This is a genomic window from Adhaeribacter aerolatus (assembly GCF_007991635.1).
GTDB classification, from domain to species: domain Bacteria; phylum Bacteroidota; class Bacteroidia; order Cytophagales; family Hymenobacteraceae; genus Adhaeribacter; species Adhaeribacter aerolatus.
This window is the reverse complement of sequence record NZ_BJYS01000016.1, coordinates 104,635-130,573: the sequence shown is the minus strand read 5'-3', so window position 1 is coordinate 130,573 and position 25,939 is coordinate 104,635. Positions and strand designations below refer to the sequence as shown.

Below are 25,939 nucleotides of genomic sequence, written 5' to 3'. Positions count from 1 at the left end.
CTGTCTTTTAAGTTTTAATTAATCGGCACCGGGCACCAATATGCAAATAAATTCCGTAGGAATAAGGAAATAAACTCCCAAATTATGAGGTGAATAGCCTTTTTGCCAACAGGGTTAACGCTTCCGGGGCCGACCATTTGATGCGATAAAGGTAATCGGGGTACAAAATTCCAAGGTGGCAGATAGTTTCTGGCTTGCACAACGGGTATATATTTCCCTATTCTAATGAAAGTTGAAAGTATTAAGTTATAAGGCCATAATTTACTACAACCAGAATTTATAAAGATAGGGGTTTGTCCTGATTTTCAATCTATACTTATCACTCAGAAGACTCAATTTTTAGAAAGCTTAACTATCAGATACAATAGCATAGGGCGAATTGATGCTAATTTCTAATTTGGTCAAGCATTAGTGAAATAGGCTAAACAGCTAAGCCCTTATTCGCCGGCCACCTGAAATATATAAGCACTACAAGGCGGTAGCTTTAAAATAACCTGACCTACCAGATGGCTGGACTTTTCAGAAATAACATAATGGACTTCCGGATCCGGTGAAGTATTTAATAAGTCCAACAGGATCAGTTTTTTATAGTTACCAGCCAGAAGCTGTAGTTCAGGCTCGTGGATGGGAATGTTGGTGTGAAGGAAGTGGCTTCGGTCGAAGTTAACTACTATCATTAATTTCTTGTGAGAGGTATATCGCAGGTAAGCGTATAGCTTATGCGAGCCGTGGCCGTGATCGCCAACGGAGTGCGGATATAACTGGTAAAATCGGCCGGTCCGTAAAGCTTCCTCCTCCCGAAGCAGGTTTAATAACCGGCTATAGAATTCTCTTAACCTTAACTGGTCCGGGCTTAAAGCGCCGCCGTCGAACTGGCCGTTGTTCATCCATTTCTGGTGTTCGGGTACGCCCCAATAATCGAAAATAGTCGTACGGCCGTCTTCGCCCTGAAATCCCTCATTACCTTTGCCGGGTTCGCCTACTTCCTGGCCAAAATATAGCATTACCGGTCCGGAGGCCAGCGTGGCCGATACAGTCATGGCCGGTATGGCAGCCCAGGGGGTGCCGGCAAAATGGTTGGAGGCAATGCGTTGTTCGTCGTGGTTTTCCAGGAATCGCAACATGTGCGAGGAGATGCCCCGGGTTTCTTCTTTCCAGGACTTAATTATTTCGGCCGTATTGCCTTTGCCCTCCATGAGCCGGCGCAGGCTATCGTACAAACCCACTTTATCGTACAGAAAATCAAACTGGCCCTGCTGCGTGTAATGGTGGTATTCGTGTGGGTTGTATATCTCGGCAATAAAAATCAAATCCGGGTTTACCGCCTTCATCTGCGGTATTAACCAGCGCCAGAATTCCACCGGCACCATTTCGGCCATGTCGCACCGGAAGCCATCTACGCCTTTTTCGGTCCAAAATTTCAGAATATCGTGCATCTTCAGCCAGGTATCCGGAATAGGATCGAAGTGCTTGGTGCGGTTATACTGAATATCTACGCCGTAATTCAGCTTGATGGTTTCGAACCAGTCGTTAACAGAAGGAGTAGCGGAGAAAACATCATTGCCGGTTACTTTGGCGGGGTTTTCGATAAAAGCTTCTTTTTCCAGGTCTGCGGCCGTTCGGCATTCCTGCGGTAATATTAGTTGCCGGCCCGGAATGTAGTAAAAGTTATTTTGCGGGTCGAAAGCAACGTTGGTATTGTCAAGCGTGCCAAAATCTTCCGTGCCGGTTGGCCGGGCATCGGAGTGGTAGCTGCGGGCGACGTGGTTCGGAACAAAATCAATAATTACTTTTAAACCCTGGCGGTGTGTCCGGTCTACCAGCGCCTGAAATTCGGTCATCCGGTTTTTTACATCTACTGCTAAATCGGGGTTTACATCGTAATAATCTTTAATAGCATACGGCGAGCCGGCCCGGCCTTTTACCAGGCAGGCAGCGTCGGTTTTAATACCATAGGCGGTGTAATCGGTTAGGGTGGCGTGCTCGATAATGCCGGTGTACCAGACGTGGGTGGCGCCTAGTTTTTGAATTTCCGTTAAAGCTTTTTCGCCAATGTCGTTGAATTTACCACACCCGTTTTCTTCGAGGGTGCCGTAAGTTTTGTTGGTGGTTTTCTTGTTGCCGAACAGCCGGGTAAATATCTGGTAAATTACCAGCTTATTATCTTTTATTTGTTCATCCGAAAAATTATCAGGCGAAAGGGGCAAAGTCACCGCCTCGGCATCTTCCGGCATTGTGGTAAGAGTATGCGACATAGAATTAGGAAAAACGAACAGGGAAATGATTCAAATAGATTAAAAATCTGTGTTTGTACGGCCTGGAAAATATTTTGTCAATCCGGAGCGCGCATTAAGTTTAAATAAACTGCAGATAAGCCGGTAAGGTAGTTTTCATATAGAAGACTTACGCCAATTTTTGAATAGCTAGTTACGAGGGCATACCGGCTGCAATTGCAAGTATGTTTGGGTAATTATACTTTGCGTAAGTCCTATATAAAACCACTATTGAGCGATGCTTTGCTTCAGTTTAAATGTTTAGGTTAAACGGGCACCGGCGAACTCGGAAAATTAGAAATATTGTTAGCCGGAATAGTTTCTTCTTGGCCATAAAGGTGAAAGACAAGCGGTTTATCGGCCTGGTTTAATATTTTGACGGAGCTTGGCGAAACGGTAATGTCGAGCCGGTGTTCCCGGAACCTGATTTTAAAAGTAAAGGATTGCCAAGTGCTGGGAAGGACAGGGTGCAGATGCAGGTGGTTATTTCTTACCCGCATACCGCCAAATCCTTTCACAACCGCCATCCAGGTGCCCGCCATTCCGGTTATGTGGCAGCCGGCTTCGGTATCATCGTTTAAATTATCCAGGTCTTGCCGCGCGGAGCGCATGAAATATTCGTAAGCCTTTTCCTGGTGGCCGATTTTTGCGGCCACAATTGCGTGTATGCCCGCCGACAGCGCAGATTCGTGTACCGCACGTGATTCGTAGAAATTAAAATTACGGCGGATAGTATCTGAATCGTAGTTCTCTTCAAAGAGAAAAAGGCCTTGCAGGACCTCTGCCGGTTGAATAAAGCTAGATGGTGAAATCCGGTCCTCCGTACATGTCTGGTCAAGCGGCTGTTGGTTCGGAGCCTGGTCTTTTACCGAGGCGGGTTCTTTAGCTAAATAATTATCATGTTGCAGAAAAATACCCTTTTCCTCGTCGGCCGGGTAGTACAGGTTATTTATAATATTCTGCCACTGAGCGGTTTCTTTTGCTTCGTCGAAGTTTAAAGTTTCTTTTAACTCCTGATACCGGGTACTTGCTGTTAGCTTAACCTGCTCTAAGGCTTGCAGGGTATAAGCTAAGGTCCAGGAAGCTATGGTGGCGGTATACCAGTTGTTGTTAACGTTGCGGGCATATTCGTCGGGCCCGGTAACTTCTAACAGTACGTATTTGTTTTTTTTACCGGACCAGTTTACCCGCTGTGCCCAGAAACGTGAAATTCCTATTAGCACTTCCAGGCCGAACTGTTGTAAATAATCCGTATCGCCGGTGTAGCGGATGTAATCATAAATGGCGAAGGCAACAGCGCCATTCCGGTGAATGGCGGACGAAATAATTTCTTTATCGGTGTGGCATTCTTCTCCGTTTAGCGAGCCCATAGGGTAGAGGGCAGCACCACCTGTAAAACCTAGTTCCTGTGCATTTTCGATTGCTCTAGGTAGGAGGTTGTAGCGGTATAGCAGTAAGTTGCGGGCTACCTGCGGTTCAGCGGTGGCTAAGTAAAAGGGCAGTCCAAATACTTCGGTATCCCAGTAAGTAGCGCCGCTATAGGTAGCGCCGGTAAATCCGTTCCGGCTAATGCTTAAGCGCTCATCTTCGCCGGTGTAGGTTTGGTGGAGCTGGAAAATATTAAGCCGGATAGCTTGCTGGGCGGCAGCATCGCCTTTAATCACAGTATCACTATCTTGCCATTTTTCGCCCCAAACTGCCGCTTGCGCATCCAGCATTTCGGCAAATCCAATTTGAGTAGCCCGGTCCAGCGCCAGGTTACAGGCAAGGGCCAGCTTTTCTGGTGGGTAATATTCCGAAGAAACCACTGCCGCGTATTTAAACAGCACCAGTTGTTCGCCTTCGTCTACCGGCGCGGTCAGGCGGTTGGCAATATATCTGTCACGGTTTATAAGTTCAACTTTGGTTTCAACGCCGGTGCCGTCTTTTTCGAGTTGCAGGCGCATACCGGTACTTACCTGAAAAGCCGTTTTTTCTGTTTCGCTAAGAATAAAACCAGCGCCCGGTTCTACTTCCCGGTCTATATCTCGCCAAACCTTTTCCTGCAAATTATATTCGGCAGCAGCGTGGTTAGCATCAATATAAGGTGTAAGCGTAATTTCTCCGCTAAAATTTAACGGCATAATGGCGTAGCGGATAGCACCCAGTTCATCGTCGGCTATACTGGTAAAGCGCAGGGAAGAAACTTCCACTTCTTTGCCGCCCGGCAATTGGGCCCTAAAAGTGCGCTCCAGGTAGCCTTCGCGCATGTTCAGTTCCCGGCGGAAATCTAATATTTTACAAGTGGCCAAATCGAGTACTTCCCCATCCACTTCCACGTCAATTCCAATCCAATTGGGGGCTTTAACCATTTGGGTTGTATATTCTGGAAGGTTGTTTAGCTGTACGCAGGCTTGGTCTTTAACAGAATTATAAATGCCGGCTATGTAATGACTGGGATCGGTATTACCGGAATATTTTTCTTCGAAAGCAGCCCGGTGGCCCATGCGCCCATTCGCAATGCTGCACACCGATTCTGTAATTTTATTGTACTCCGGGTGAAAGCCGTCTTCAATGATCGACCAATCGTTTATAGTTAAAAATCGCTCCATTAAGAACAGAAAAAAATTGGGGTTTGTTTAAGGTTGAATATTCCGAAAGAGGCAAATAAAGCTTTTTCTGGATGAATACACGCAAATTACCTGTAAAGGTAGCTGAAAGTACTTTGTGCTCCCAGATGTTAATTAAGTCAGTGGTAAATTGTATCGCTTAAATGCATGGGTATAGGGCTTAGGTAAACCAACTTTACTAAAATAAAAATTTATTTTTTAGCTTTACCTCCGGCAAACGAGCAGGATGCTGTTGGCTCTGTACCATACTAAAATTCCGCCAGATGAATAGACAAATTTACCCGCATAGGTTACTGTGGTTTATTTTACTATTAATTACCCTGCAGACCGGGGCTTTACCCGCTTCTGCCATTAAAATACCCCCTGGTAACACGCTCCGGGACAAAAATAAACCGCTTCGGCTATTTATTATTGGCAATAGTTTTTCGCAGAATGCTGCCCGGTACTTACCCCAACTGGTGAAAGAAAACGGCGGGGCGTTAATTATTGGCCGGGCGGAGCTGGGCGGGTGTTCTTTGCAGCGCCACTGGGAAATTGCCGCCGCCTACGAAGCCGACCCAAACGAACCGGCAGGTAAACAATATAAAGGTAAATCTTTAAAAATGCTTTTGTCCGAAGGGCAGTGGGATGTGGTTACCATTCAGCAAAACTCTATGAATTCCAGCGATGTAGAAACTTACCGGCCCTACGCCCGCAAACTGTACGATTACATAAAAGCTATTCAGCCGCAAGCCGAAATAGTGATGCACCAGACCTGGGCTTACCGCATCGATTCTAAAAATTTTGGGCTGGTACAGAAAGAACAGCACGCTCAAACCCAGCGCGAAATGTGGGAAAAATCGCGGGCCGCGTACCACACCATTGCCGATGAACTAAAGGTGCGGTTAATGCCGGTTGGCGATGCTTTTTACCAGGTAAGTTCCAACTCCAAATGGGGCTACCAAGTAGACGAAAAGTATGATTTTGCTAATCCGGTTGCGCCCAATTTACCTAACCAGTCCAATTCTTTGCACGTGGGCTATACCTGGAAAGACAACAAGCTCGGTTTTGATTCCAATCATGCCAATGCGGCCGGCGAATTTTTAGGTTCGTTGGTGTGGTATGCCAGCCTGTTTAACCAATCGCCTACTAAAGTAAAGTTTGTACCGGAGCAAGTACCCGCCGATTTTGCCCATTATTTAAAAAAAGTGGCTAAAGCCGAAGTAAAAAAAGCGAAAAAGGAAGCCGTGAAAATTTAATCCTAGCGCGATCTCAAAGGTACACTCGGGTAATTTACCATGTAGGTGAGGGTAACGGCCGGTGGTCCGTTACCCAGCAATTGTATGTAGGGGTATTTCATGCCCACTCTCCATAAAGTAAATTGCCGGTGAAGGCGATCTTATATAAAAGATAAATTTCCTTCCTCTAGTGCGGCTTCGTATTTTTCTTTGTTAAATCGGTACAAGTAAGGCGATTTAAAAGCCCCGCCTTTTCTTCTTTCCGTTAATCTTTCTAAAATATTCAAGCTTAGTATTTTCCGGTGAAAATTCCGAGGATCCAATGGCCGATTTAATATGGCTTCGTACAACCTTTGTAATTCGGGCATGGTAAATTTTTCGGGTAATAAATTAATACCAACCGGTTGCCAGTTAAGTTGCCGGCGCAGGGCTTTCAAAGCTGCTTCAATAATTTTGTTGTGATCAAATAGCAGAGCAGGCAAATCTTTAATTTCCCACCACTGGCATTCATCGGTATATAAATCGGGCGCAGGGTTAACTTTAGAATATTCTACCAAAGCATAATATCCGATGGATACGGCCCGGTTATACCAAAGTGCCGGGTCTATGAGGTGTTCCAGTTTATTTTTAATTTCGGATAAATTATACCGGATAACTTCTCCGAAAACCTCGAATTGCTGGAGGTAAATCTGATCCAATCCGGTACGCTCTTTTAAAATCCGGTAAGCCGCCTCATCTACCGATTCAGTTTGCCGAACAGGGCCACCGGGCAAACTCCATTCCTGGGTTCCTTTCCAGCGCAATAACAACACGCGTAATTGGTCCTGATGAAAGCCCAATACAGTGCAGTCGAGGGTGAGTTGCGGCAATAATTCTGTTGCTTCTGGATTAGGCAGGTAAGTTAAATTTTCTTTTTCAGGCATGTAATCAGTAGAAAATATTATTGTGTTATTTTGACGTATTGAAAGAAATAAATTATTATTATGTCAAATTAACATATTTAAATATTAATCTAGATCAAAAGAATGCGGTTTCTACAAAAGTTTTGTTTTTTATTGCTACTAAGTATTCATATAAGCCCCCTAACGGTTAGGGCTCAAACTAATAACGGAAACACCGCTCAAGCAGGCAGCCAGGTAAAAACAACTAACGGAATGCTGACCGGTACCACTGAGAAAAGCGGTATTCGGGCTTATAAGGGTATTCCATTTGCTGCTCCTCCGGTCGGAAATTTACGTTGGCGCGAACCCCACCCCGTTAAAAATTGGCCAGTCATACGGCAAGCGACTCAATTCGGACCAAGAGCCATGCAGTTAGCTGTGTTCGGCGATATGGGTTTCCGGTCGAACGGCATGAACGAAGATTGTTTGTACCTGAATGTCTGGACGCCCGCTAAAACTTCTCAGGAAAAGTTACCAGTACTGGTATATTTTTACGGGGGTGGTTTTGTGGCCGGCGATGGATCTGAAGCCCGCTACGATGGCGAGAGTATGGCTAAGCGCGGTATTGTGGCCGTTACTGTTAATTACCGGCTCGGCGTGTTTGGATTTTTAGCCCACCCCGAACTAACCAAAGAATCGCCGCATAAAGCATCAGGCAATTACGGTTATATGGACCAAGCCGAGGCTTTACGTTGGGTAAAACAAAATATTGCGGCTTTCGGCGGCGACCCGGCTAAAGTAACCATTGCCGGCGAGTCGGCCGGTTCTATCTCGGTAAGTGCCCAAATGGCTTCACCAATTTCTAAAAATTTATTCCGGGCGGCTATCGGCGAAAGTGGTGCCTTGGTTAATTCGGGCCTGGATCCTGTTCCGTTAGCAGAAGCCGAGAAAATTGGAACTGCCTTCGCGGCGGAAATGGGCGCCAATTCGCTGGCAGCTTTACGGGCATTACCTGCGCAACAATTATTAGATGCGGCAGGAAAGCGGGGGATACCAGGTTTTCCGGCTACCATAGATGGCTACTTTTCCCCAAAGTTACCAGCTGCTATTTTCGCCGCCGGCGAACAAGCTAAGGTGCCTTTACTTGCGGGCTGGAATTCCGAAGAAATGACTTATATGTTTATGCTGGGCCGCGAAAATCCTACAGTAGAGAACTTTAAAAAAGCGGTTGAGAAGATATACGGCGCTGATGCCGATGAAATATTAGCCGTCTACAAAGTAAATAAGGATGCCGACGTGGTACCGGTTGCTACCGACCTGGCCGGTGATCGCTTTATTGCCTACAGTACCTGGAAATGGCTGGACTTACATGCCCAAACGGGTGGTAAACCAGTTTATCGGTATTTGTTCTCGCGTCCACGTCCGGCCATGGTGCCCGCTATGGGTAATGCCTCGGCTGGCCTGGCCGGCGGGGTGGTAAAAGAGAATGATCCCAATGCCGTAAAAATGCCACAAGCCCGCGGAGCCGTTCACGCCGCCGAAATAGAATATGCCATGGGTAATCTGCCTTACAATAAAGTATACGCCTGGGCACCCGAAGATTATAAAGTATCGGAAACCATGCAAAGCTACTTTGCCAATTTTATTAAAACAGGCAACCCCAATGGGCCGGGCTTACCAGTTTGGCCATTGCTTAGCGAAGGCAAGCCCGTACAGGTAATGCACCTGGATGTAAACAGCGGCGCTAAACCTGAGGAGAGCAGTGCCCGGTACCAGTTATTAGATAAACTGCATAAAAAATAGGAAAGAGCTGGTCGCAATAGTAATAAAGCATCCTTAACCCAAGCTTAGTCTACCCTGGTTTTCCTAAACCACTAAAAGGCTGCACTTATTAAACCTTCAGATTCGGATTAATTTTCTTATAAAAATTTAAAACCTGGAGAGGTTAAAATGCCTCTTCGGGTTTGACTCCTTTATAAACCACTTATAAATTAAATCAAATGAAATTTCGTCGCTTATTCTTGTTGGGGCTTTTGGGTAGCTTAGGTATTTCTGCTTTTGCTGCTAAAGTAGATTCGTTGGATATTCCAAGTGCCGCTATGAACAAAACGTATAAGGCCGCTGTAGTATTACCCAATGCTTATGCTAAAAGTAAGGCGGCTTTTCCGGTTTTGTATTTATTACACGGTGGGGGAGGGCGATTTAGCGACTGGCTCCGGCTAACGCCCGATAAGCAATTGTTGCATAAGCTGGCTGACCAATATAATGTTATTATTGTTTCGCCCGAAGGAGAAAGGTTGGGAGGTTACCTGGATAGCCCAGTCCGGAAAGATAACCTTTTTGAAACATACATTACCCAAGAGGTACTAACCAAAATCGACAATACTTACCGCACCATCCGCGATCGTAAAGGCCGCGTAATTACGGGTTTGAGTATGGGCGGCCACGGGGCCCTGTATTTAGCCACCCGGCACCCGGAGCTTTATTGTGCTGCGGGTAGCATGAGCGGTGCCCTAGACTTGGATCCAGCTAACTGGAATATATCACCGGAATTTAGCCAGCAAATAAAGCCTGGGTTTGAGCGGATTCTAGGGCCATTGGGAGCTATGCCCAATCATTATGCTGCGCATTCGGTGGTTAATATGGCGGATAAAATGAAAGCCAATAACCTGAAAATAATAATCGATTGCGGGGTAGACGACTTTTTACTGGAGCCAAACCGTGAGCTTCACCGCCGCCTGGTTTACAACAAAACGCCTCACGATTATACCGAAAGACCTGGCGGCCATACCTGGGATTACTGGGAAAACTCTTTACCCTATCATGTACTATTTTTTTCTAAAATATTACAGGCAAACGGCGTAGCCAATCTGCAGGCTCAAAAAATCAGATAAATATTAATTTTAAATTATTTATTTGAGCCCTTGCACTTTGCTATAGATTTTTCTGAAATATAATGTGGGTTTAATATTTTGCCACTCTACCGATACTTCCGGTTCCTAAAGGATTAAATTTAAATAAGACCACCCCAAATAATTTAAATTAAATTATTTTGGATAAACCAAAACCACCTTTATATTTGCGACAGAATGAAGAACATAACATTACATACTGCTGGTTGGTGGCACCTTTTAGAAAACTAAGAGCGTGAACGCGGCATACCTGTAATTTTATCATAGCGCATAAAAGAAAGCCCAAGTTCACACTTGGGCTTTTTTGTTTTAAGACCTTAACATATCTCTTTAAATGGATAAGTATAAACTTTATACGGTTCACAAGCATTTATTAGCCGATACAGTAACCCCGGTAGGTATTTATTTACAATTGCGCGATAAATACCGCAACTGCATTATGCTGGAAAGCTCCGACTACCACGGACACGAAAACAGCTTCTCGTATATTTGTTGCGAACCAATTGGGGGGGTCGAATTAAAGAACGGCGTTATCAGCCAGTTTTTCCCGGATGGGAAGGTAGAGCAACTCACTTTAACCGAACGGCGCGATGCCGTAAAACACCTGCAGCAGTTTGTGAACTGCTTCTACGTAAAAGAACACGATTTCAATTTCGTAAACAACGGCTTATTTGGGTACATGGCCTACGACGCCGTAACTTATTACGAAGACCTTACCTTCCGCCCCAAAGAAACCGCTTACGAAGGTTTGCCCGATATTTTTTATAGCCTGTACCGCTATGTAATTGTGGTTGACCATTTCAAAAACGACCTTTACATTTTTGAGCACAGCATTGACGAGAACAACGATGGCAAAGGCCTGGCTAACCTCGAAGCGCTTATCCGCAATAAAAATATTCCTTCCTTTTCTTTTAAAGTCAGCAACGACGAAGACTCAAATTATACCGACGAAGAATTTTTAAAAGTTATCGGCGAGGGGCAGCACCATTGTAATATTGGCAATGTGTTCCAGATTGTGCTGTCGCGGCGGTTCTCGCAAGGCTTTAAAGGCGATGAATTTAATGTTTACCGCGCCTTGCGTTCCATCAATCCATCGCCTTATTTATTTTATTTTGATTATGGCAACTTTAAAATATTCGGTTCTTCGCCCGAAGCCCAGATTTTATTAAAAGGCAATAAAGCCAGTATATTCCCGATTGCCGGTACTTTCCGGCGCACCGGCGACGATGCCAAAGATGCCGAATTGGCCCGCAAACTCTACGAAGACCCCAAAGAAAATGCCGAACATGTGATGCTCGTTGATTTAGCCCGCAACGACCTGGGCCGCCACGGCGACGATGTAAACGTGGAAGTATTCAAAGAAGTGCAATATTATTCACACGTGATTCACCTCGTTTCAAAAGTTACCAGCACCCGCAGCAAAGAAGTAGCCCCTATGCTGATGGTAGCCGATACTTTTCCGGCCGGAACCTTATCGGGGGCGCCCAAATACAAAGCCATGAGCATTATTGATGAACTGGAACCAACCGGGCGGGGTTATTATGGTGGCTGTATTGGGTTTATCGGGTTCAACGGCGACTTCAACCACGCCATCATGATTCGGTCTTTCATGAGCGTGCAGAACCGCTTGTATTACCAGGCCGGAGCGGGTGTGGTAGCTAAATCGGTTCTGGAATCGGAACTGAACGAAGTTAACCACAAACTGGCGGCTCTGCGCAAAGCTTTGGTTTTGGCTGCGGATATTTAAAAAGGTTAAAGGTTTAAAAGTTTAAAATCAGGTCTAAGGTTAAATGACAAATGGCAAAGCGGTTTGAAGATTTAGATGTTTGGAAAAGGCCGGCCAGATTGCAATTGATATTTATAAAGTTTGTGAAACCGAAAAATTGAAGAATGATTTTGCACCTAAAGACCAGATAAAAAGAGCTGCTTTCTCTATTTCAAGTAATATCGCCGAAGGATTTGAATACAATAATAACAATGAGTTTGTACGATTTCTGAAATATGCCAAGGGGTCAGCAGGAGAGCTTAGAAGTCAGCTTTTCATTTTGAAGGAACTAGAGATTATTGAAAATGAATTTTATAATAATAAATTTTCCGAGTTAAATAGCTTGTCTGGTCAGCTTTCAAGTTTTATTAAATACATCAAGGATTATCAGAATAAAATAAAGTAAATATTAAAGGTTTAAGGCATTAGTGGAAACCCTTCAACTTTTAACCTTAAACTTTAAACTTTATCAGAAAATGAAATTATTAGTGTTAGATAATTACGATTCGTTTACCTATAACCTGGTACAACTGGTTAAAAAGCTGGGTTACGGAGCGAAAATGGATGTTTACCGGAACGATAAAATAACGCTGGACGCGGTAGAGGAATACGATAATATTCTTTTATCACCGGGCCCGGGTGTACCATCCGAAGCCGGCATAATGCCGGATTTAATTAAACGCTATGCACCTACAAAGAAAATATTTGGCGTTTGTCTGGGGCACCAGGCCATTGCGGAGGCTTTTGGCGGTTCGCTTCTGAATTTACCGGAGCCGGTGCACGGGGTAGCCACGCCCATTCGGGTTTCTTCAAATAACGAACCAATTTTCCGGGGTTTACCGCACGAATTTAAAGCTGCCCGTTACCATTCCTGGGTGGTGGTACCTAAATCTTTTCCCCACGAACTGGAAGTTACAGCGGTTGATGCCGATGGACAAATAATGGCGCTGCGTCACCGCGAATACAATGTAAAAGGTGTGCAGTTTCACCCCGAATCTATCTTAACCGAGCACGGCGAAACCATGATGCGCACCTGGCTGAAAGGCTCCATCACCCCTAAGAAAAGCTGGATTTGATATTTTAAATAATTAGCATTTAGATTGTTATAATTTAGTTTTAGCTAAAAGTCAGACGGTTAAAGTTTAGAAAACAAGCTAATATTGCTACATTTTTCAAATCAGCAAATCAGCATATTCGCACATCAGCACATTAATTTATTATGAAAGAAATTTTAATTCATTTAATCGAGCAAAAGGCACTCACGAAGGAAACCGCCCGGCAGGTTTTAATGGACCTAAGTCAGGGGCGTTATAACCAAAGCGAAATGGCGGCTTTTATTACGGTTTTCCTGATGCGGAATATTACCGTGAGTGAACTGGAAGGTTTCCGCGATGCCATGCTGGAATTGTGCATTAAGCCGGATTTAGGTACCCACGATGTAATAGACCTGTGTGGTACCGGCGGCGATAGTAAAGATACTTTTAATATTTCTACGCTGGCTTCTTTTGTAGTAGCCGGGGCTGGCTATAAAGTGGCGAAGCACGGTAACTTCGGGGTGTCTTCTATTTGCGGTTCGTCTAACATCATGGCCCATTTTGGGTACCAGTTTACGAATGAATCGGATTTCCTGCGCCGCAAACTCGACGAGGCTAATATTTGCTTTTTGCACGCCCAAGTTTTCCACCCGGCCATGAAAAATTTTGGCCCCATCCGGAAAGAGTTAGGGCTGAAAACTTTTTTCAATATTTTAGGCCCGATGGTTAACCCGGCCATGCCTAATTTCCAGATGGTAGGCGTTTTTAACCTGGAGTTGCTGCGCCTTTACAATTACTTGTACCAGCAGACGAACAAGCGCTACATTATTCTGCATTCGCTGGATGGGTACGACGAAATTTCTTTAACCTCGCCGTTTAAAATGGTATTGGCCGAAGGCGAACATTTGCTTACGCCGGAATCGTTGGGTTTTAAAACCGTAAACCCGGCTGAGCTCGCCGGCGGACATACCGTGGAAGAATCGGCCGCAATATTTAAAAACGTGCTCGAAAACCAAGGCACCGAGACCCAGAAAAATGCGGTAATTGCCAATGCCGGTATGGCTATATTTTGTGCCAACCCCAAGTTAAAAGTACCAGATGCCTTAGCCGAAGCACGGGAGTCGCTGGAATCGGGTAAAGCCTTACAGGCTTTCAAAAACTTATTAGCTTAACCTGGCTTAAAGCTGATAGGCTTTAAGTAAATCAGTAAATAAATATTGTTGGTAATTAATTGTTTATAAATACTTATTTAAATATTTAGTCTAAAGCTTAAGATCTTAGACTATTAAGGAAAAATGAATATTCTGGAAGAAATTGCGGCGTTTAAACAAACCGAGGTAGCCGACCGGAAAAGCCTGGTACCGGTAAAATTACTGGAGCAGAGCATCTATTTTGAAACCCAGCCGGTATCGTTAAAAAAGTACCTGCAACGGCCGGACCTGAGTGGCATTATTGCGGAGTTTAAACGCAAATCGCCATCTTTGGGCATGATTAACCCCCATGCTGCCGTAGAGAAAACCACCATTGGGTATATGCAGGCCGGTGCCTCGGCGCTTTCGGTACTCACCGACCAGAAATATTTCGGCGGCAAAAGCGAGGATTTAACCACTGCCCGGAAGTATAATTTTTGCCCGATTCTGCGCAAAGATTTTATTGTGGATGAATACCAGATTGTAGAAGCTAAATCTATTGGGGCCGATGTGATTTTATTAATTGCCGGCATCCTGGAAACACCAAAACTAAACCAACTAGCCGATTTTGCCCGTTCTTTGGGGCTCGAAATATTACTGGAAGTGCATGACCAGGAAGAACTGGAACGTACCCTCAGCGACAAAGTAGACGTGATTGGGGTAAATAACCGCAACCTGAAAGATTTTACTGTTAGCATCAACACCTCCAAAGAATTGGCGGCGCTTATTCCGGATTCATTTATTAAAGTATCGGAGAGTGGCATTGGCCAACCCGAAACTATCCGGGAACTGCGCCAATTTAGATACCAAGGCTTTTTAATGGGCGAAGCTTTTATGAAAACCAGCCGGCCGGAAAAAGCTTGTGCCGATTTTATTCATGCATTAGGACAAACTGCTGCGGTATAAAGATGGGAGCTGCTGCCAATTCCGAAAATATTAAACTTCGCCAAAATGCGCTGCTACTAAAGGTATGCGGCATGCGGCAGCCTGAAAATATTCAGGAAATATTGGCGCTGAAACCAGATTACCTGGGCTTTATTTTTTACCCGAAATCAACTCGTTTTGTAGGCGACGAAATACCGGCAGACTCGCTGAAAAATATGCCGGCAACTACCTGCAAAGTAGGCGTGTTTGTAAACGAAACCTACGAAACCATCCGGCAGACAGCCGAAAAATATAAACTGGAGGCGGTACAACTACACGGCGAAGAATTGCCGGAACTTTGCCAACAGCTAAAAGAAACGGGCTTGTTGGTTTTAAAAGCTTTCTCGGTGGATGATGCCTTTGCTTTTGAAACATTAGAAGCTTACGAAGGCACCTGCGATTATTATTTGTTTGATACCAAAGGAAATGATTACGGCGGAAATGGGGTGCGGTTCAATTGGGATATATTGAAAAATTACCAGGGTGAAACACCTTTTTTCCTGAGTGGGGGAATTGACCTGGCGCATGTAGACCAGATTAAAAGACTGGAATTACCATTGTTAAAAGGCATAGATATTAACAGCCGATTTGAATTAAGCCCGGCCCTGAAAGACAGTGCCAAAGTGCAGGCCTTTTTCGGCAAAATCAGGCAAGCGTAAAGAAATAAAAAACAAAAGAGATGAAATATTCAGTTGATGAGCGCGGCTATTACGGCAATTACGGGGGCGCATATATTCCCGAAATGCTGTACCCAAATGTAGAGGAGCTGCGGCAGAAGTACCTGGAAATTATTTACGAGCCGTCCTTTCAGGAGGAACTGCAAAGCTTACTGCGAGATTATGTAGGCAGACCAACGCCATTGTATTACGCGCAGCGGCTTTCCGAAAAGTATAACGCCAAAATTTACCTGAAGCGCGAAGACCTGGCGCACACCGGCGCGCATAAAATAAATAATACGGTCGGCCAAATTTTACTGGCGAAGCGGTTGGGAAAAACCCGGATTATTGCCGAGACCGGCGCCGGCCAGCACGGCGTGGCTACGGCTACCGTTTGTGCTTTGGCCGGTTTGGAGTGCGTGGTATACATGGGCAAGATTGATACAGAGCGCCAGAAACCAAACGTGGCCCGGATGCAATTGCTGGGTGCTACGGTCGTACCCGTAACATCCGGCAGCCAGACTTTAAAAGATGCTACCAACGAAGCTATCCGGGATTGGATCAGTAATCCGGAAGATACGCACTATATTATTGGGTCGGTAGTAGGGCCACATCCTTACCCCGATATGGTAGCTCGTTTTCAGGCCGTTATCAGTGAAGAGATAAAGCAACAGTTGCAGGAAAAAGAAGGCCGTTCTAACCCGGATTATGTGGTAGCCTGCGTAGGGGGCGGCAGCAATGCGGCCGGTGCTTTTTACCATTACCTGAACGAGCCGGAAGTAAAATTAGTGGCCGTGGAAGCGGCTGGCCACGGCGTAGATACCGGTTTTTCGGCTGCTACTTCGGTGTTGGGTACGCTGGGTGTTATTCACGGCAGTAAAACCTTGCTCATGCAAACCGAAGACGGCCAGATTGTAGAGCCCCATTCTATATCGGCTGGCCTGGATTACCCGGGTATAGGCCCCTTGCACGCGCATTTGTGGGAAACCGGCCGGGCCAAGTTCTACAGCATCACCGACGATGAATCTATGCAGAGCGTGGTATTGCTTAGCCGGCTCGAAGGCATTATTCCGGCCATAGAATCAGCGCATGCTTTATCTGCCTTAAATAAAATGGAGCTGAAACCAACAGATGTGGTGGTGTTAAACCTCTCGGGCCGCGGCGATAAAGATCTGGCAACTATTATTAATTACTTAGAAGACATCGAAAAACCTCATGGAGAATAGATTAGTTAACTTGTTCCGGGAGAAGCGGGAGAATCTCCTGAATGTATATTTTACCGCTGGTTTTCCAGAACTGGAAAGTACCGGCGTTGTGCTGAAAACGTTGGAAGCGGCCGGGGCCGATATTGTGGAAATTGGCATGCCTTATTCTGACCCGTTAGCTGATGGACCTACTATTCAACAAAGTAATACAGTAGCTTTGCGTAATGGTATGTCTATCAAAAAGTTATTCAGTCAGTTGGCGGAAGTAAAGCAACAGGTAAATTTACCTATTATTCTGATGGGCTACCTGAACCCGGTGCTGCAGTTTGGGATAGAAAAGTTTTGCCAGGAAGCAGCGCGGGTAGGAGTAGACGGGCTGATTTTGCCGGATATGCCGCTCCACGAGTACGAAGAAGAATACGAGCCTTTGTTCCGGAAATATAACCTGAGTGTTATTTTCCTGGTTACGCCGCAAACCAGCGAAGAACGCATCCGGAAAATCGATGCCTTAACCAATTCGTTTATTTACCTGGTTTCGTCGGCGAGTACCACCGGTAATAAAGTGGGCGGCGATGCCAAACAACTGCAATATTTCCAGCGCATCCAGCAACTGAACCTGAAAAATCCAAAATTGATTGGCTTTGGTATTTCTGACCGGTCTTCTTTTCAGTTGGCTTGTAAATACGCCGAAGGGGCCATTATTGGTAGCGCTTTTATTAAAGTAATCCAGCAGAAAGAAAGCCTGGAACAAAATATCCGAGACTTTATCCAGGAAGTAAAAGCCCAGGAACCCGTATCAGCTTAATAATTATTTGAGTATAAATTTAGTTTAGGGTTTGTTATTTAAATTATTGTTTTTAAGCTAATTAAATTGAAACGATTTATATTTTGTTTCACTCAAAAACTAATTACTAAACCCTGTTAACTAATTCCTAAAAGCCAATAGCTAATAAAATGATTATCCAATTAAAAGAAGGCGTAACCGAGCAGGAAAAAGCGGCTATTATTTCAAAGTTAAAGTCAGCTAAATACAAGGCAACGGAGGTTAAAACCCAGTGCTGCAATTATTTGATCGGCATTGGCAAAAGCGAATTCGATATCCGGACTGTTGGCCACATGCCCGGCATTAAAGATTTGCACCGGGTTTCCGATGACTTTAAACTGGTTTCGCGGAAGTGGAAAGTTAATCCTTCGGTAGTTGATTTGGGCGACGGGCTGCAAATAAAGCAAGGCAATTTTGCCATTATGGCTGGACCTTGCTCTATCGAAGACGAAACGCAGATCCAGAAAACGATAGATCATTTAAAGGCCAATGATATTCGCATTATGCGGGGTGGGGTGTTTAAGCCCCGGAGTTCACCGTATTCTTTCCGGGGTTTGGGTATAGATGGCCTGAAACTGTTTTACCGCATGTGCCGCGAAAACGGGATTAAAATTATTACCGAAGTAATGCAGGTTTCACAGATTGCCCCGATGCTGGATTACGTGGATATTTTTCAGGTGGGCGCCCGCAATACCCAAAACTTTAATTTATTAGATGAATTGGGGAAAGTAGATAAACCGGTGATGATCAAGCGGGGTATATCGGGTACTATTGATGAACTGCTGTATTCGGCAGAGTACGTTTTTTCGGGCGGGAATGAAAAGCTGATTTTATGCGAACGCGGTATCCGAACGTACGAAACGGCCAGCCGCAATACATTGGATTTAAATGCTGTTCCGATCTTAAAAGATAAAACCCATCTGCCGGTAATAGTAGATCCGTCGCATGGTATAGGTATTCGGGAATATATTGAACCCATGGCATTGGCTGCAGTTATGGCGGGTGCGGATGGTATTATTTATGAAACCCACGAAAAACCAGAAGAGGCGGCCTCGGATGGTGCCCAAACTTTAAACTTTGCGGAATCGGAGCGGTTGGTAAAGAAGCTGCGGGCTGCTTATGCGTTGCGGGAGCAACTGGGTTAAATAAAAGTAAAGATTTAATCAGAAATCCGAATAAAACAGAAGAGGAGGCTCCAATTGGTTTAGCCTCCTCTTTTATTTTACTATAAAATATAACCTGCTTTTAATTATTTTTTAGATTAAACTGCTCTTTTAAGTCGAAACGATCGCGTAAGTAACTGGCTGCTAACCGGTGGGTTTCGGCGGCAAATTTCTGGTGATAGTTTGGGTTACTCGGGTTAGCAAAAGCGTGCTCGGCATCGTAAATGCGGGTTCTTATTTTTTTACCGGCCGCCTTCATATTAGTTTCAAATTCCTTTACCACTTCGGGGTTAATATTTTTCTCTCGTCCCGCAAAAAAGCCCAGCACATCGGAGTTGAGCATTTTTAAGCGCGCTACATTTTTTTCGGGCATGCCGTAGAACATAACACAACCCACCGTTTGCTTGCCATTAATTATCGCCGACTGCAAAGACCAGCCCCCGCCGAAACACCAACCTATATTGGCAATCTCGGCTTTTTTACCCGCATATTCCCGGGCTCCATTTATAATAGCTTCGGCCCGTTGCGGATCTACTGCTTGTACCAGTTTAACGGCTTCTTCGGCGTTGGTGGCTACTTTGCCGTCGTATAAATCCAGCGCAAGCACATTTACTTCGCCTAAATCATTAAAATAACTTTCGGCTTCTTTCTTAATATGGTCGTTCAGGCCCCACCATTCCTGGAATACAAACAAATACTTATTCGATTTTTTAGCGGGTTTAAGTTCGTAGGCGCGACCGGTTTTACCATCGGGCGTGCTAAAGGTAATCATTTTGCCCACCGCACTCACGTGTACGTAGGGTAGCGGCGAGGCGTGGCCGCTCACGAATTGCTTATCGTGCGTAAGCATGGCAAAAGCCGTAGGGGCCTGGTAGGGGTTGGTACAGCAACTATGATCGGCCGAATGTTTATGAGCCGATTGACCAAAAGTGTAGGCCAGGCTCAGGCATAAGAATAAACAAGTACTTAATAGTTTTTTCATAAGGATTAAAACTTAGTGGAGCGTATACGCAATTTTGATGCACCTTAGCTTATTTTTTGAGAGAAAAAAGATTTGGCATTTGAAATAAATAATATACTTATTAATAGCCGTTTTGATAACGTGCTATTCTGTAGAAATGTATCGGTTTATTTTTAATGTTTTTCTTTATAGCAAAGTTTCGGGTCTTAACCATTTCAAGCTGCTAGCTTTTGCAGGTTGCCTTTTCTTTACCCCTTACAAACCATATTTTGTATAAAATTACGTAATTGCACAGACGAATGCGATATTTATGAACTCCGTTTTGATGGGCGGAGTGAGAATTTCAATTTAAATAATATTAAAATAATGAGGCAGAAATTTTATATAATTCTGGGGGTTTCGTTAGGTTTTTGGTTGCCGGTAACCGCCCAGAAAATAAAAATCAAAGAAAAAGAAGTGGCCCGTATTGTCCGGACTTTATCGGCTGATGATATGCAGGGGCGGCAAGTATTTACGCCTGGTATTCAGAAGGCAAGTAACTTTATACAGAAGGAGTTTAAAAAAATAGGTTTAGAATTTTTGCCCGGTTTAAGTTCCTACGAGCAGACCTTTACCACCTACCAGATTCAGCCACTTAGTCAAAAAATATTACTGAACGAACAGGAAATTCCCAACGAAGGGGTTATCCTAAGTGTTTCGCAGGAAGAACTTAACTGGACACCGACTAACGCTACGATTAAGCAGGTGCTAATTCCGGCTACCGCCAATTTTGTAGCCGAAGCCGGTAAATATTTAAACCAGGATCAAAATCTTTTGGTACTGGTACATCCCAGCCATGCCGCTATTTTTAAAAGATACCAGAATTACCTGCAACGCTCGAATATTAAACTGCAAAAGCAAAACACAGGGGTTGTATTTGTATTAACGGAATTACCCGAAGTAAATAATTTTAACATATCGGTTAAAAACAGGATTACCGAACAGAAACTAAATAACGTGGTAGGAGTGCTGCCAGGAAAATCCAGAAAAGAAGAATACGTAATAATTTCGGCTCACTACGACCATATAGGAATACTAACGGCGGTAAACGGCGATTCAATAGCGAATGGAGCCGACGATGATGCTTCGGGCACTACGGCCGTGATTACCCTGGCCAGACATTTTAAAAAGCAGAAGAACAACGAGCGCACCTTAATATTTGTGGCTTTTACCGCCGAAGAAGTAGGCGGCTTTGGGTCGCAATATTTTTCGAAGCAACTAGACCCGCTTAAAATATCGGCCATGTTTAACATCGAAATGATTGGCAAAGAATCGCAGTTCGGCAAAAATGCCGGATTTATCACGGGGTTCGAGCGTTCCGATTTGGGAACAATTATGCAAAAGAATCTGGCGGGCAGCCCTTACCAGTTCCACCCAGACCCGTATACCCAGCAAAATTTATTTTATCGTTCCGATAATGCCACGCTGGCCCGGTTGGGGGTACCGGCGCATAGCCTCTCCTCCGACAAAATAGACACCGATAAATTATACCACTCCGTAGACGACGAATTCGAGAGCCTGAATATCAGCAGCATGACGCAAATTATTAAAGCCATTGCTAAAGGGGCAACCAGCATTATTTCGGGTGCAGATACGCCTACCAGAATTCCGCCTTCAGCCGAATAACTATTGGTGGAGGCTTGGTGAAAATCTTAAAAAATTGAATTTCTAAAGCTAACGGAGGAGAAAAGCAGGGTAGAAGATAATTAATCATCTTCGTAATCCAGGCCCATAAATTTGTTGTAAGCTTGCTGTAATTCCGAAAAAGCGTGCATATTGCCTTCCTGCCGGCTGATTTGCATCCCTTTTTTATAAACCTTTTCGGCCTCATCCTTTTGGCCCAATTCATCGTACAGTTTGGCAGCATGGTAGTAAGTCCCCACGTAGTTCGGGTGCTCGGCCAGCAGCAACTCGTAATATTCTTTTGATTTCTGGGTATCTATTTTCAGGTATTCGGTGGCTAAAGCATAGATGGTAAAAGCGTCGGAAGGATCTTCTTTATAAAATTCTAAAAGTTGCTCTAAACGGGTAGGTGTCATTTCTATTTGATATAAAATTATTTAACTTCGCCCAAATTTATAGGTATAACGTAATATTTCAAGGATGAGGATACTAGTTTGCATAAGTAACGTTCCGGATACCACTACCAAAATTACTTTTACGCCTGATAATAAAAATTTAAATACCGCCGGGGTACAATTTGTTATAAATCCTTACGACGAATACGCTTTAACCCGGGCCATTGAACTAAAGGAAGCGCAGGGCGGAACGGTTACGGTAATAAATGTAGGCGAAGCTGATTCCGATGCGAATATTAGAAAAGCCTTAGCAATCGGGGCTGATGAAGCCATTCGGGTAGATGCCAAACCGGCCGATGCCTTGTTTGTGGCCCGGCAAATTGCGCACTACGCCCAGGAAGGTAATTACGATTTAATATTGATGGGGAAAGAGTCGGTGGACTATAATGGTTTTCAGGTGCACGGCATGGTAGCCGAGTTATTAAGCCTGCCTGCCATTGTACCGGCCATTAAACTGGATGTGAATGGTACAGCGGCTACCCTGGAGCGGGAAATTGAAGGCGGAAAAGAAATAATTACGGTTAACCTGCCGCTGGTGGCCAGTTGCCAACAACCCATGGCCGAACCCCGCATACCCAATATGCGCGGTATTATGACCGCCCGTACCAAACCCTTAAAAGTAGTTCCGCCGGTAAATGCCGAATCCGGCACTGTGTACGAAAGCTATAGCCTTCCCGAAAAAAAATCAGGCGTAAAACTGATTGATCCGGCCAACGCGGGCGAATTAATCCGGTTGTTAAGAAACGAAGCGAAAGTAATTTAAAGACGATGGCGGTATTAGTTTTAATAGAATGTGCCGAAGGGCAGGTTAAAAAATCGGCACTGGAAGTAGCTTCCTATGGAGCACAGGTAGCGCAGGCTTTAAGTACTATCGCCGTAGCCGTTGCTATTGGCGATATTAATCCGGATGCATTGGGCACTCTGGGGCAGCAAGGCATTCAGAAGGTGTATTATAGTAATCAGCCGGAGGTAAAAAACTTTGTGCCCACTGCCTACGCTAAAGTTATTGCCCAGGCTGCGGAAACCAGTGGGGCTACGGTTATTATTTTAGCTAACAGCAATATTGGCACGGCGGTGGGTGCGCGCTTGGCTATCCGGTTAAATGGCAGCCTGGCGACCAACGTGGTTTCTTTACCCGAAATTTCCGGCAATACCTTTACCGTACGCCGGGGCGTTTTTTCCGGTAAAGCGTTTGCCGATGTTAACCTGACCGCCGAGCGGAAAATTATTGCCATTAAGAAAAATACTTTTGAGGTGCTGGAGCAGGAGGGCACGGCCGAAATTGAACCTATTTCGCTAGCTTTTTCGGAAGCTGACCTGGCGGGGGCACCGCAGGAAACCATTCGTACTACCGGAAAAGTGCTTTTAACCGAAGCTGAAGTAGTGGTGTCGGGTGGACGCGGTATGCGCGGGCCGGAAAACTGGCATTTAATAGAAAACCTGGCCGATGCCTTAGGTGCGGCTACAGCTTGCTCTAAACCAGTAGCCGATGTGGGTTGGCGACCGCACCACGAGCACGTAGGCCAAACCGGCACTACCATTAGCCCTAATTTGTATATTGCGGCTGGCATTTCCGGCGCCATTCAGCATTTGGCGGGCGTTAACTCTTCTAAAGTAATTGTCGTTATTAACAAAGATCCGGAAGCACCCTTTTTTAAGGCGGCTGATTATGGCATAATAGGGGATGTTGCTGACGTTTTACCAAAATTAACAGAAGCAGCAAAAGCTTTGAATCAATAGAACTTATACAGTGAAGAAAATTCAGTTAGAAATACTAGGCTTGTCATCAAGTCAATCACAAACCGGTTCTTTTGCGCTGGTGCTCGGCGAGAAAGATGGCAACCGTCGGTTACCTATTATTATTGGGATGTTCGAGGCGCAGTCAATTGCTATCCAAATCGAGAAAATTAGTCCTAACCGGCCGTTAACCCACGATTTATTTAAATCTTTCGCCCAGCACTTGCACGTGAATGTGTTGGAAGTGCTAATATCGGATTTAAAAGAAGGGGTGTTTTACTCTAAAATTGTTTGCTCCGACGGCGAGCGTCAGTTTGACTTAGATGCCCGGCCCTCGGATGCAATTGCCATTGGCCTGCGGTTTGGCGTGCCCATCTATACGGTAGAAAGCGTGTTATCGGAAGCGGGTATTATTTTGAGCGATTTAGAGGAGGACGATGATGAAGAAACCGATGAAATAGAAACTACGCCGAGTTCGATGGTGAGCGGTGAAAGCCGCAGCAACCTGCGGGACGTTTCGGTTGATGAACTGAATAAATTGCTGGAAGATGCGCTGGAAAAAGAAGATTACGAAAGAGCGGCTAAAATCCGGGATGAACTGAATAAACGGAATTAATCTTAAACTATTAAGTTTAATGCAATAAGTTTTCACTAATAACTGCTATAAATATAAAGTAATTATTAGTTTAGAATTGATTTCATAATATATTGGAAGCCTGTATTTTATCTAAAGCATAAATACAGGCTTTTTTTATTCCTGCGGCTTTTCTCCTTCCGGCTCCCTGCCGTTTTGGATGGTAGATAATTCGTCCAGCGAACCTAATTCCTCGTCTACTTTTTTGGCCGCCCGCATTAAACTACTGGCAAATATAAATTCTCTTAACTCCGGTACTTTAGTATCCATTATTTCTTCCCGGCCGCCTTCCCAAAGTTTGTTGCCTTTGTGCAGAAACATAATATTATCGCCGATTTCCATTACCGAGTTCATGTCGTGGGTGACAATAACGGTGGTAATATCGTATTCTTTCGTCAACTCATAAATCAGTTCGTCTATTTTTATGGCGGTTAATGGGTCGAGGCCCGAGTTAGGTTCGTCGCAAAATAAATAACGGGAGTTGGGCGCAATAGCGCGGGCAATACCCACCCGTTTTTTCATCCCGCCGCTTATTTCTGAAGGCATTTTTTTCCCGGCATTTTCCAGACCTACCCGCTTCAAACAAAATTCAACCCGCTCCCGCCGTTCTTCCTTGGACATGGGGGTAAGCATGCGTAAGGGAAACTCCACATTTTCTTCTACGTTCATCGAATCGAACAACGCACTGCCCTGGAAAAGCATCCCGATTTTACGACGAATCTCTTGTTTCAAATCGAGCTTGTTGTTCGTAAAAACTTTGCCATCGTAGGTAATGCTGCCCAAATCGGGCTTTATCAGGCCCACAATGCACTGCAGCAACACACTTTTACCGGTACCGCTGGCACCTAAAAGCAGGTTGGTTTTACCCGATTCAAAAATTCCCGAAATGCCATTGAGTACTTTTACACCACTAAAGGATTTTTGTATATTATGAATTTCAATCATTTCAATTTTTAATAATTTGCTTTAGCAAATAAAAAAGTCAGGTACGTAAATTTACCGGTTTTAAATATTAACTCCTTAAATAACTGCTGGTTATAATTAGTAAAAAATGCGGTTTATAATAAAACATACGCACAAACAAAATCAGCAATTAAAACGGCAATAATACTGTTGGTAACTGCCTTGGTACTTGCTGCACCCACTTCCAAAGCCCCGCCTTTTGTATGATAACCCAAATAAGATGATATAGAAGATATTAAAAAGGCAAAAACAAAAGATTTAATCAAGGCAAAAACAATATTGTAAGGAATAAACTCACTACGCAAACCTTCTACGTATTCCTGCGCCGATAAAGCACCAGACAAACTACCTGCAACATAACCACCCAGAATTGAGAGGGTCATGGCCACAATAACCAGCAACGGAAACATTAATAAGGAGGCAATTATTTTGGGCAAAACCAGGTAAGAAGCCGAATTGATGCCCATTACTTCCAGCGCATCTATCTGTTCGGTAATGCGCATGGTACCCAGCCCGCCGGCAATATTGGAGCCTACTTTGCCGGCCAGTACAATAGATGTGATGGTTGGGGCCAACTCCAGGATGGTCATTTCCCGTACCATAAAGCCAATGGTAGAACGCGGAATTAAAGCATTGGTTAAGTTATAAGAAATCTGCACGCAGGTTACCGCCCCTATAAACGTAGAAACAATAGCCACAATAACCACTGAGTTGATGCCAATTAAAATTGCCTCATCTATGGTTCGGTTAAATAAAATCCGGAAAGATTCGCCCCGGCGTACCAGCGTATTCAGGAAAAGTAAAAATCTGCCTAAGGTTTTCATAAAGGGGGTGTACGAAATAACTAAAATATCGGTGTCTATTTTGTTATGACT

Annotated in this window: 23 protein-coding genes; 16 read left to right on the top strand and 7 right to left on the bottom strand. The window is 44.5% G+C overall.

Annotation, left to right across the window (positions count from 1 at the left end):
• Positions 1–437 precede the first annotated feature (437 nt).
• Positions 438–2,255 (bottom strand): alpha-amylase family glycosyl hydrolase, encoded by a 1,818-nt coding sequence (locus AAE02nite_RS11860; protein ID WP_146897948.1) that lies wholly within the window; start codon positions 2,253–2,255, stop codon positions 438–440.
• Between the two features lie 284 nt (positions 2,256–2,539).
• On the bottom strand, positions 2,540–4,864 hold the full coding sequence (locus AAE02nite_RS11855; protein ID WP_146897947.1) for a family 65 glycosyl hydrolase domain-containing protein: 2,325 nt from the start codon (positions 4,862–4,864) through the stop codon (positions 2,540–2,542).
• 281 nt (positions 4,865–5,145) lie between these two features.
• Between AAE02nite_RS11855 and AAE02nite_RS11850 the strand changes: the two genes are divergently transcribed.
• Positions 5,146–6,120, top strand: coding sequence for a DUF4886 domain-containing protein (locus tag AAE02nite_RS11850; RefSeq protein ID WP_146897946.1), 975 nt, complete (start codon positions 5,146–5,148; stop codon positions 6,118–6,120).
• A gap of 140 nt (positions 6,121–6,260) precedes the next feature.
• Here AAE02nite_RS11850 and AAE02nite_RS11845 read toward each other — a convergent pair whose 3' ends face one another.
• Positions 6,261–7,022 (bottom strand): NUDIX hydrolase, encoded by a 762-nt coding sequence (locus tag AAE02nite_RS11845; protein WP_146897945.1) that lies wholly within the window; start codon positions 7,020–7,022, stop codon positions 6,261–6,263.
• Positions 7,023–7,124: 102 nt separating this feature from the next.
• On the opposite strand from AAE02nite_RS11845, the gene AAE02nite_RS11840 reads away from it, so the two are divergent.
• From AAE02nite_RS11840 to aroF, 11 genes are all read left to right on the top strand, one after another.
• Entirely contained in the window at positions 7,125–8,783 is a 1,659-nt protein-coding gene (locus tag AAE02nite_RS11840; protein WP_146897944.1) for a carboxylesterase/lipase family protein, read from the top strand.
• A 197-nt stretch (positions 8,784–8,980) separates the two neighbouring features.
• Positions 8,981–9,874, top strand: a complete 894-nt coding sequence (locus AAE02nite_RS11835) for an alpha/beta hydrolase (protein WP_146897943.1) — start codon at positions 8,981–8,983, stop codon at positions 9,872–9,874.
• Between the two features lie 352 nt (positions 9,875–10,226).
• Positions 10,227–11,639: an anthranilate synthase component I family protein gene (locus tag AAE02nite_RS11830; protein WP_146897942.1), complete on the top strand. Its 1,413-nt coding sequence runs from the start codon at positions 10,227–10,229 to the stop codon at positions 11,637–11,639.
• Between the two features lie 79 nt (positions 11,640–11,718).
• Positions 11,719–12,063: a four helix bundle protein gene (locus tag AAE02nite_RS11825; protein WP_146897941.1), complete on the top strand. Its 345-nt coding sequence runs from the start codon at positions 11,719–11,721 to the stop codon at positions 12,061–12,063.
• 70 nt (positions 12,064–12,133) lie between these two features.
• Positions 12,134–12,733, top strand: a complete 600-nt coding sequence (locus AAE02nite_RS11820; RefSeq protein ID WP_146897940.1) for an anthranilate synthase component II — start codon at positions 12,134–12,136, stop codon at positions 12,731–12,733.
• A gap of 143 nt (positions 12,734–12,876) precedes the next feature.
• Positions 12,877–13,863, top strand: a complete 987-nt coding sequence (gene trpD / locus AAE02nite_RS11815; protein WP_146897939.1) for an anthranilate phosphoribosyltransferase — start codon at positions 12,877–12,879, stop codon at positions 13,861–13,863.
• A 123-nt stretch (positions 13,864–13,986) separates the two neighbouring features.
• Positions 13,987–14,787 (top strand): indole-3-glycerol phosphate synthase TrpC, encoded by an 801-nt coding sequence (gene trpC, locus AAE02nite_RS11810; RefSeq protein ID WP_146897938.1) that lies wholly within the window; start codon positions 13,987–13,989, stop codon positions 14,785–14,787.
• 2 nt (positions 14,788–14,789) lie between these two features.
• Positions 14,790–15,464 (top strand): phosphoribosylanthranilate isomerase, encoded by a 675-nt coding sequence (locus AAE02nite_RS11805; RefSeq protein ID WP_170252585.1) that lies wholly within the window; start codon positions 14,790–14,792, stop codon positions 15,462–15,464.
• 20 nt (positions 15,465–15,484) lie between these two features.
• On the top strand, positions 15,485–16,687 hold the full coding sequence (gene trpB, locus AAE02nite_RS11800; protein ID WP_146897937.1) for a tryptophan synthase subunit beta: 1,203 nt from the start codon (positions 15,485–15,487) through the stop codon (positions 16,685–16,687).
• Positions 16,677–17,471, top strand: a complete 795-nt coding sequence (trpA, locus tag AAE02nite_RS11795; protein WP_146897936.1) for a tryptophan synthase subunit alpha — start codon at positions 16,677–16,679, stop codon at positions 17,469–17,471. Before trpB ends, trpA begins: the two co-directional genes overlap by 11 nt.
• A 149-nt stretch (positions 17,472–17,620) precedes the next feature.
• A complete protein-coding gene (aroF, locus tag AAE02nite_RS11790) occupies positions 17,621–18,634 on the top strand; it encodes a 3-deoxy-7-phosphoheptulonate synthase (protein WP_146897935.1) in 1,014 nt (337 codons plus the stop codon).
• A 100-nt stretch (positions 18,635–18,734) separates the two neighbouring features.
• On the opposite strand, the gene AAE02nite_RS11785 is transcribed toward aroF, so the two are convergent.
• Positions 18,735–19,634 (bottom strand): dienelactone hydrolase family protein, encoded by a 900-nt coding sequence (locus AAE02nite_RS11785; RefSeq protein WP_146897934.1) that lies wholly within the window; start codon positions 19,632–19,634, stop codon positions 18,735–18,737.
• 345 nt (positions 19,635–19,979) lie between these two features.
• Here AAE02nite_RS11785 and AAE02nite_RS11780 point away from each other — a divergent pair, with 345 nt between their 5' ends.
• Complete coding sequence (locus tag AAE02nite_RS11780) at positions 19,980–21,278, top strand: M28 family metallopeptidase (protein ID WP_146897933.1); 1,299 nt, start codon at positions 19,980–19,982, stop codon at positions 21,276–21,278.
• An 80-nt stretch (positions 21,279–21,358) separates the two neighbouring features.
• Here AAE02nite_RS11780 and AAE02nite_RS11775 read toward each other — a convergent pair whose 3' ends face one another.
• The gene (locus tag AAE02nite_RS11775; RefSeq protein WP_146897932.1) at positions 21,359–21,691 is read right to left on the bottom strand and encodes a tetratricopeptide repeat protein; all 333 of its coding nucleotides are present in this window, start codon (positions 21,689–21,691) and stop codon (positions 21,359–21,361) included.
• Positions 21,692–21,755: 64 nt separating this feature from the next.
• Between AAE02nite_RS11775 and AAE02nite_RS11770 the strand changes: the two genes are divergently transcribed.
• The 3 genes from AAE02nite_RS11770 to AAE02nite_RS11760 are packed head-to-tail and all read left to right on the top strand — an operon-like array spanning position 21,756 to position 24,083.
• Positions 21,756–22,493, top strand: a complete 738-nt coding sequence (locus AAE02nite_RS11770; RefSeq protein WP_146897931.1) for an electron transfer flavoprotein subunit beta/FixA family protein — start codon at positions 21,756–21,758, stop codon at positions 22,491–22,493.
• A 5-nt stretch (positions 22,494–22,498) separates the two neighbouring features.
• A complete protein-coding gene (locus tag AAE02nite_RS11765) occupies positions 22,499–23,470 on the top strand; it encodes an electron transfer flavoprotein subunit alpha/FixB family protein (protein ID WP_146897930.1) in 972 nt (323 codons plus the stop codon).
• A gap of 10 nt (positions 23,471–23,480) precedes the next feature.
• Complete coding sequence (locus AAE02nite_RS11760) at positions 23,481–24,083, top strand: bifunctional nuclease family protein (protein ID WP_146897929.1); 603 nt, start codon at positions 23,481–23,483, stop codon at positions 24,081–24,083.
• Between the two features lie 135 nt (positions 24,084–24,218).
• Here AAE02nite_RS11760 and AAE02nite_RS11755 read toward each other — a convergent pair whose 3' ends face one another.
• Together AAE02nite_RS11755 and AAE02nite_RS11750 are read right to left on the bottom strand one after the other, a co-directional pair.
• The gene (locus tag AAE02nite_RS11755) at positions 24,219–25,046 is read right to left on the bottom strand and encodes an ABC transporter ATP-binding protein (RefSeq protein ID WP_146897928.1); all 828 of its coding nucleotides are present in this window, start codon (positions 25,044–25,046) and stop codon (positions 24,219–24,221) included.
• A 113-nt stretch (positions 25,047–25,159) separates the two neighbouring features.
• Complete coding sequence (locus AAE02nite_RS11750) at positions 25,160–25,888, bottom strand: MlaE family ABC transporter permease (RefSeq protein ID WP_146897927.1); 729 nt, start codon at positions 25,886–25,888, stop codon at positions 25,160–25,162.
• Between the last annotated feature and the right edge of the window lie 51 nt (positions 25,889–25,939).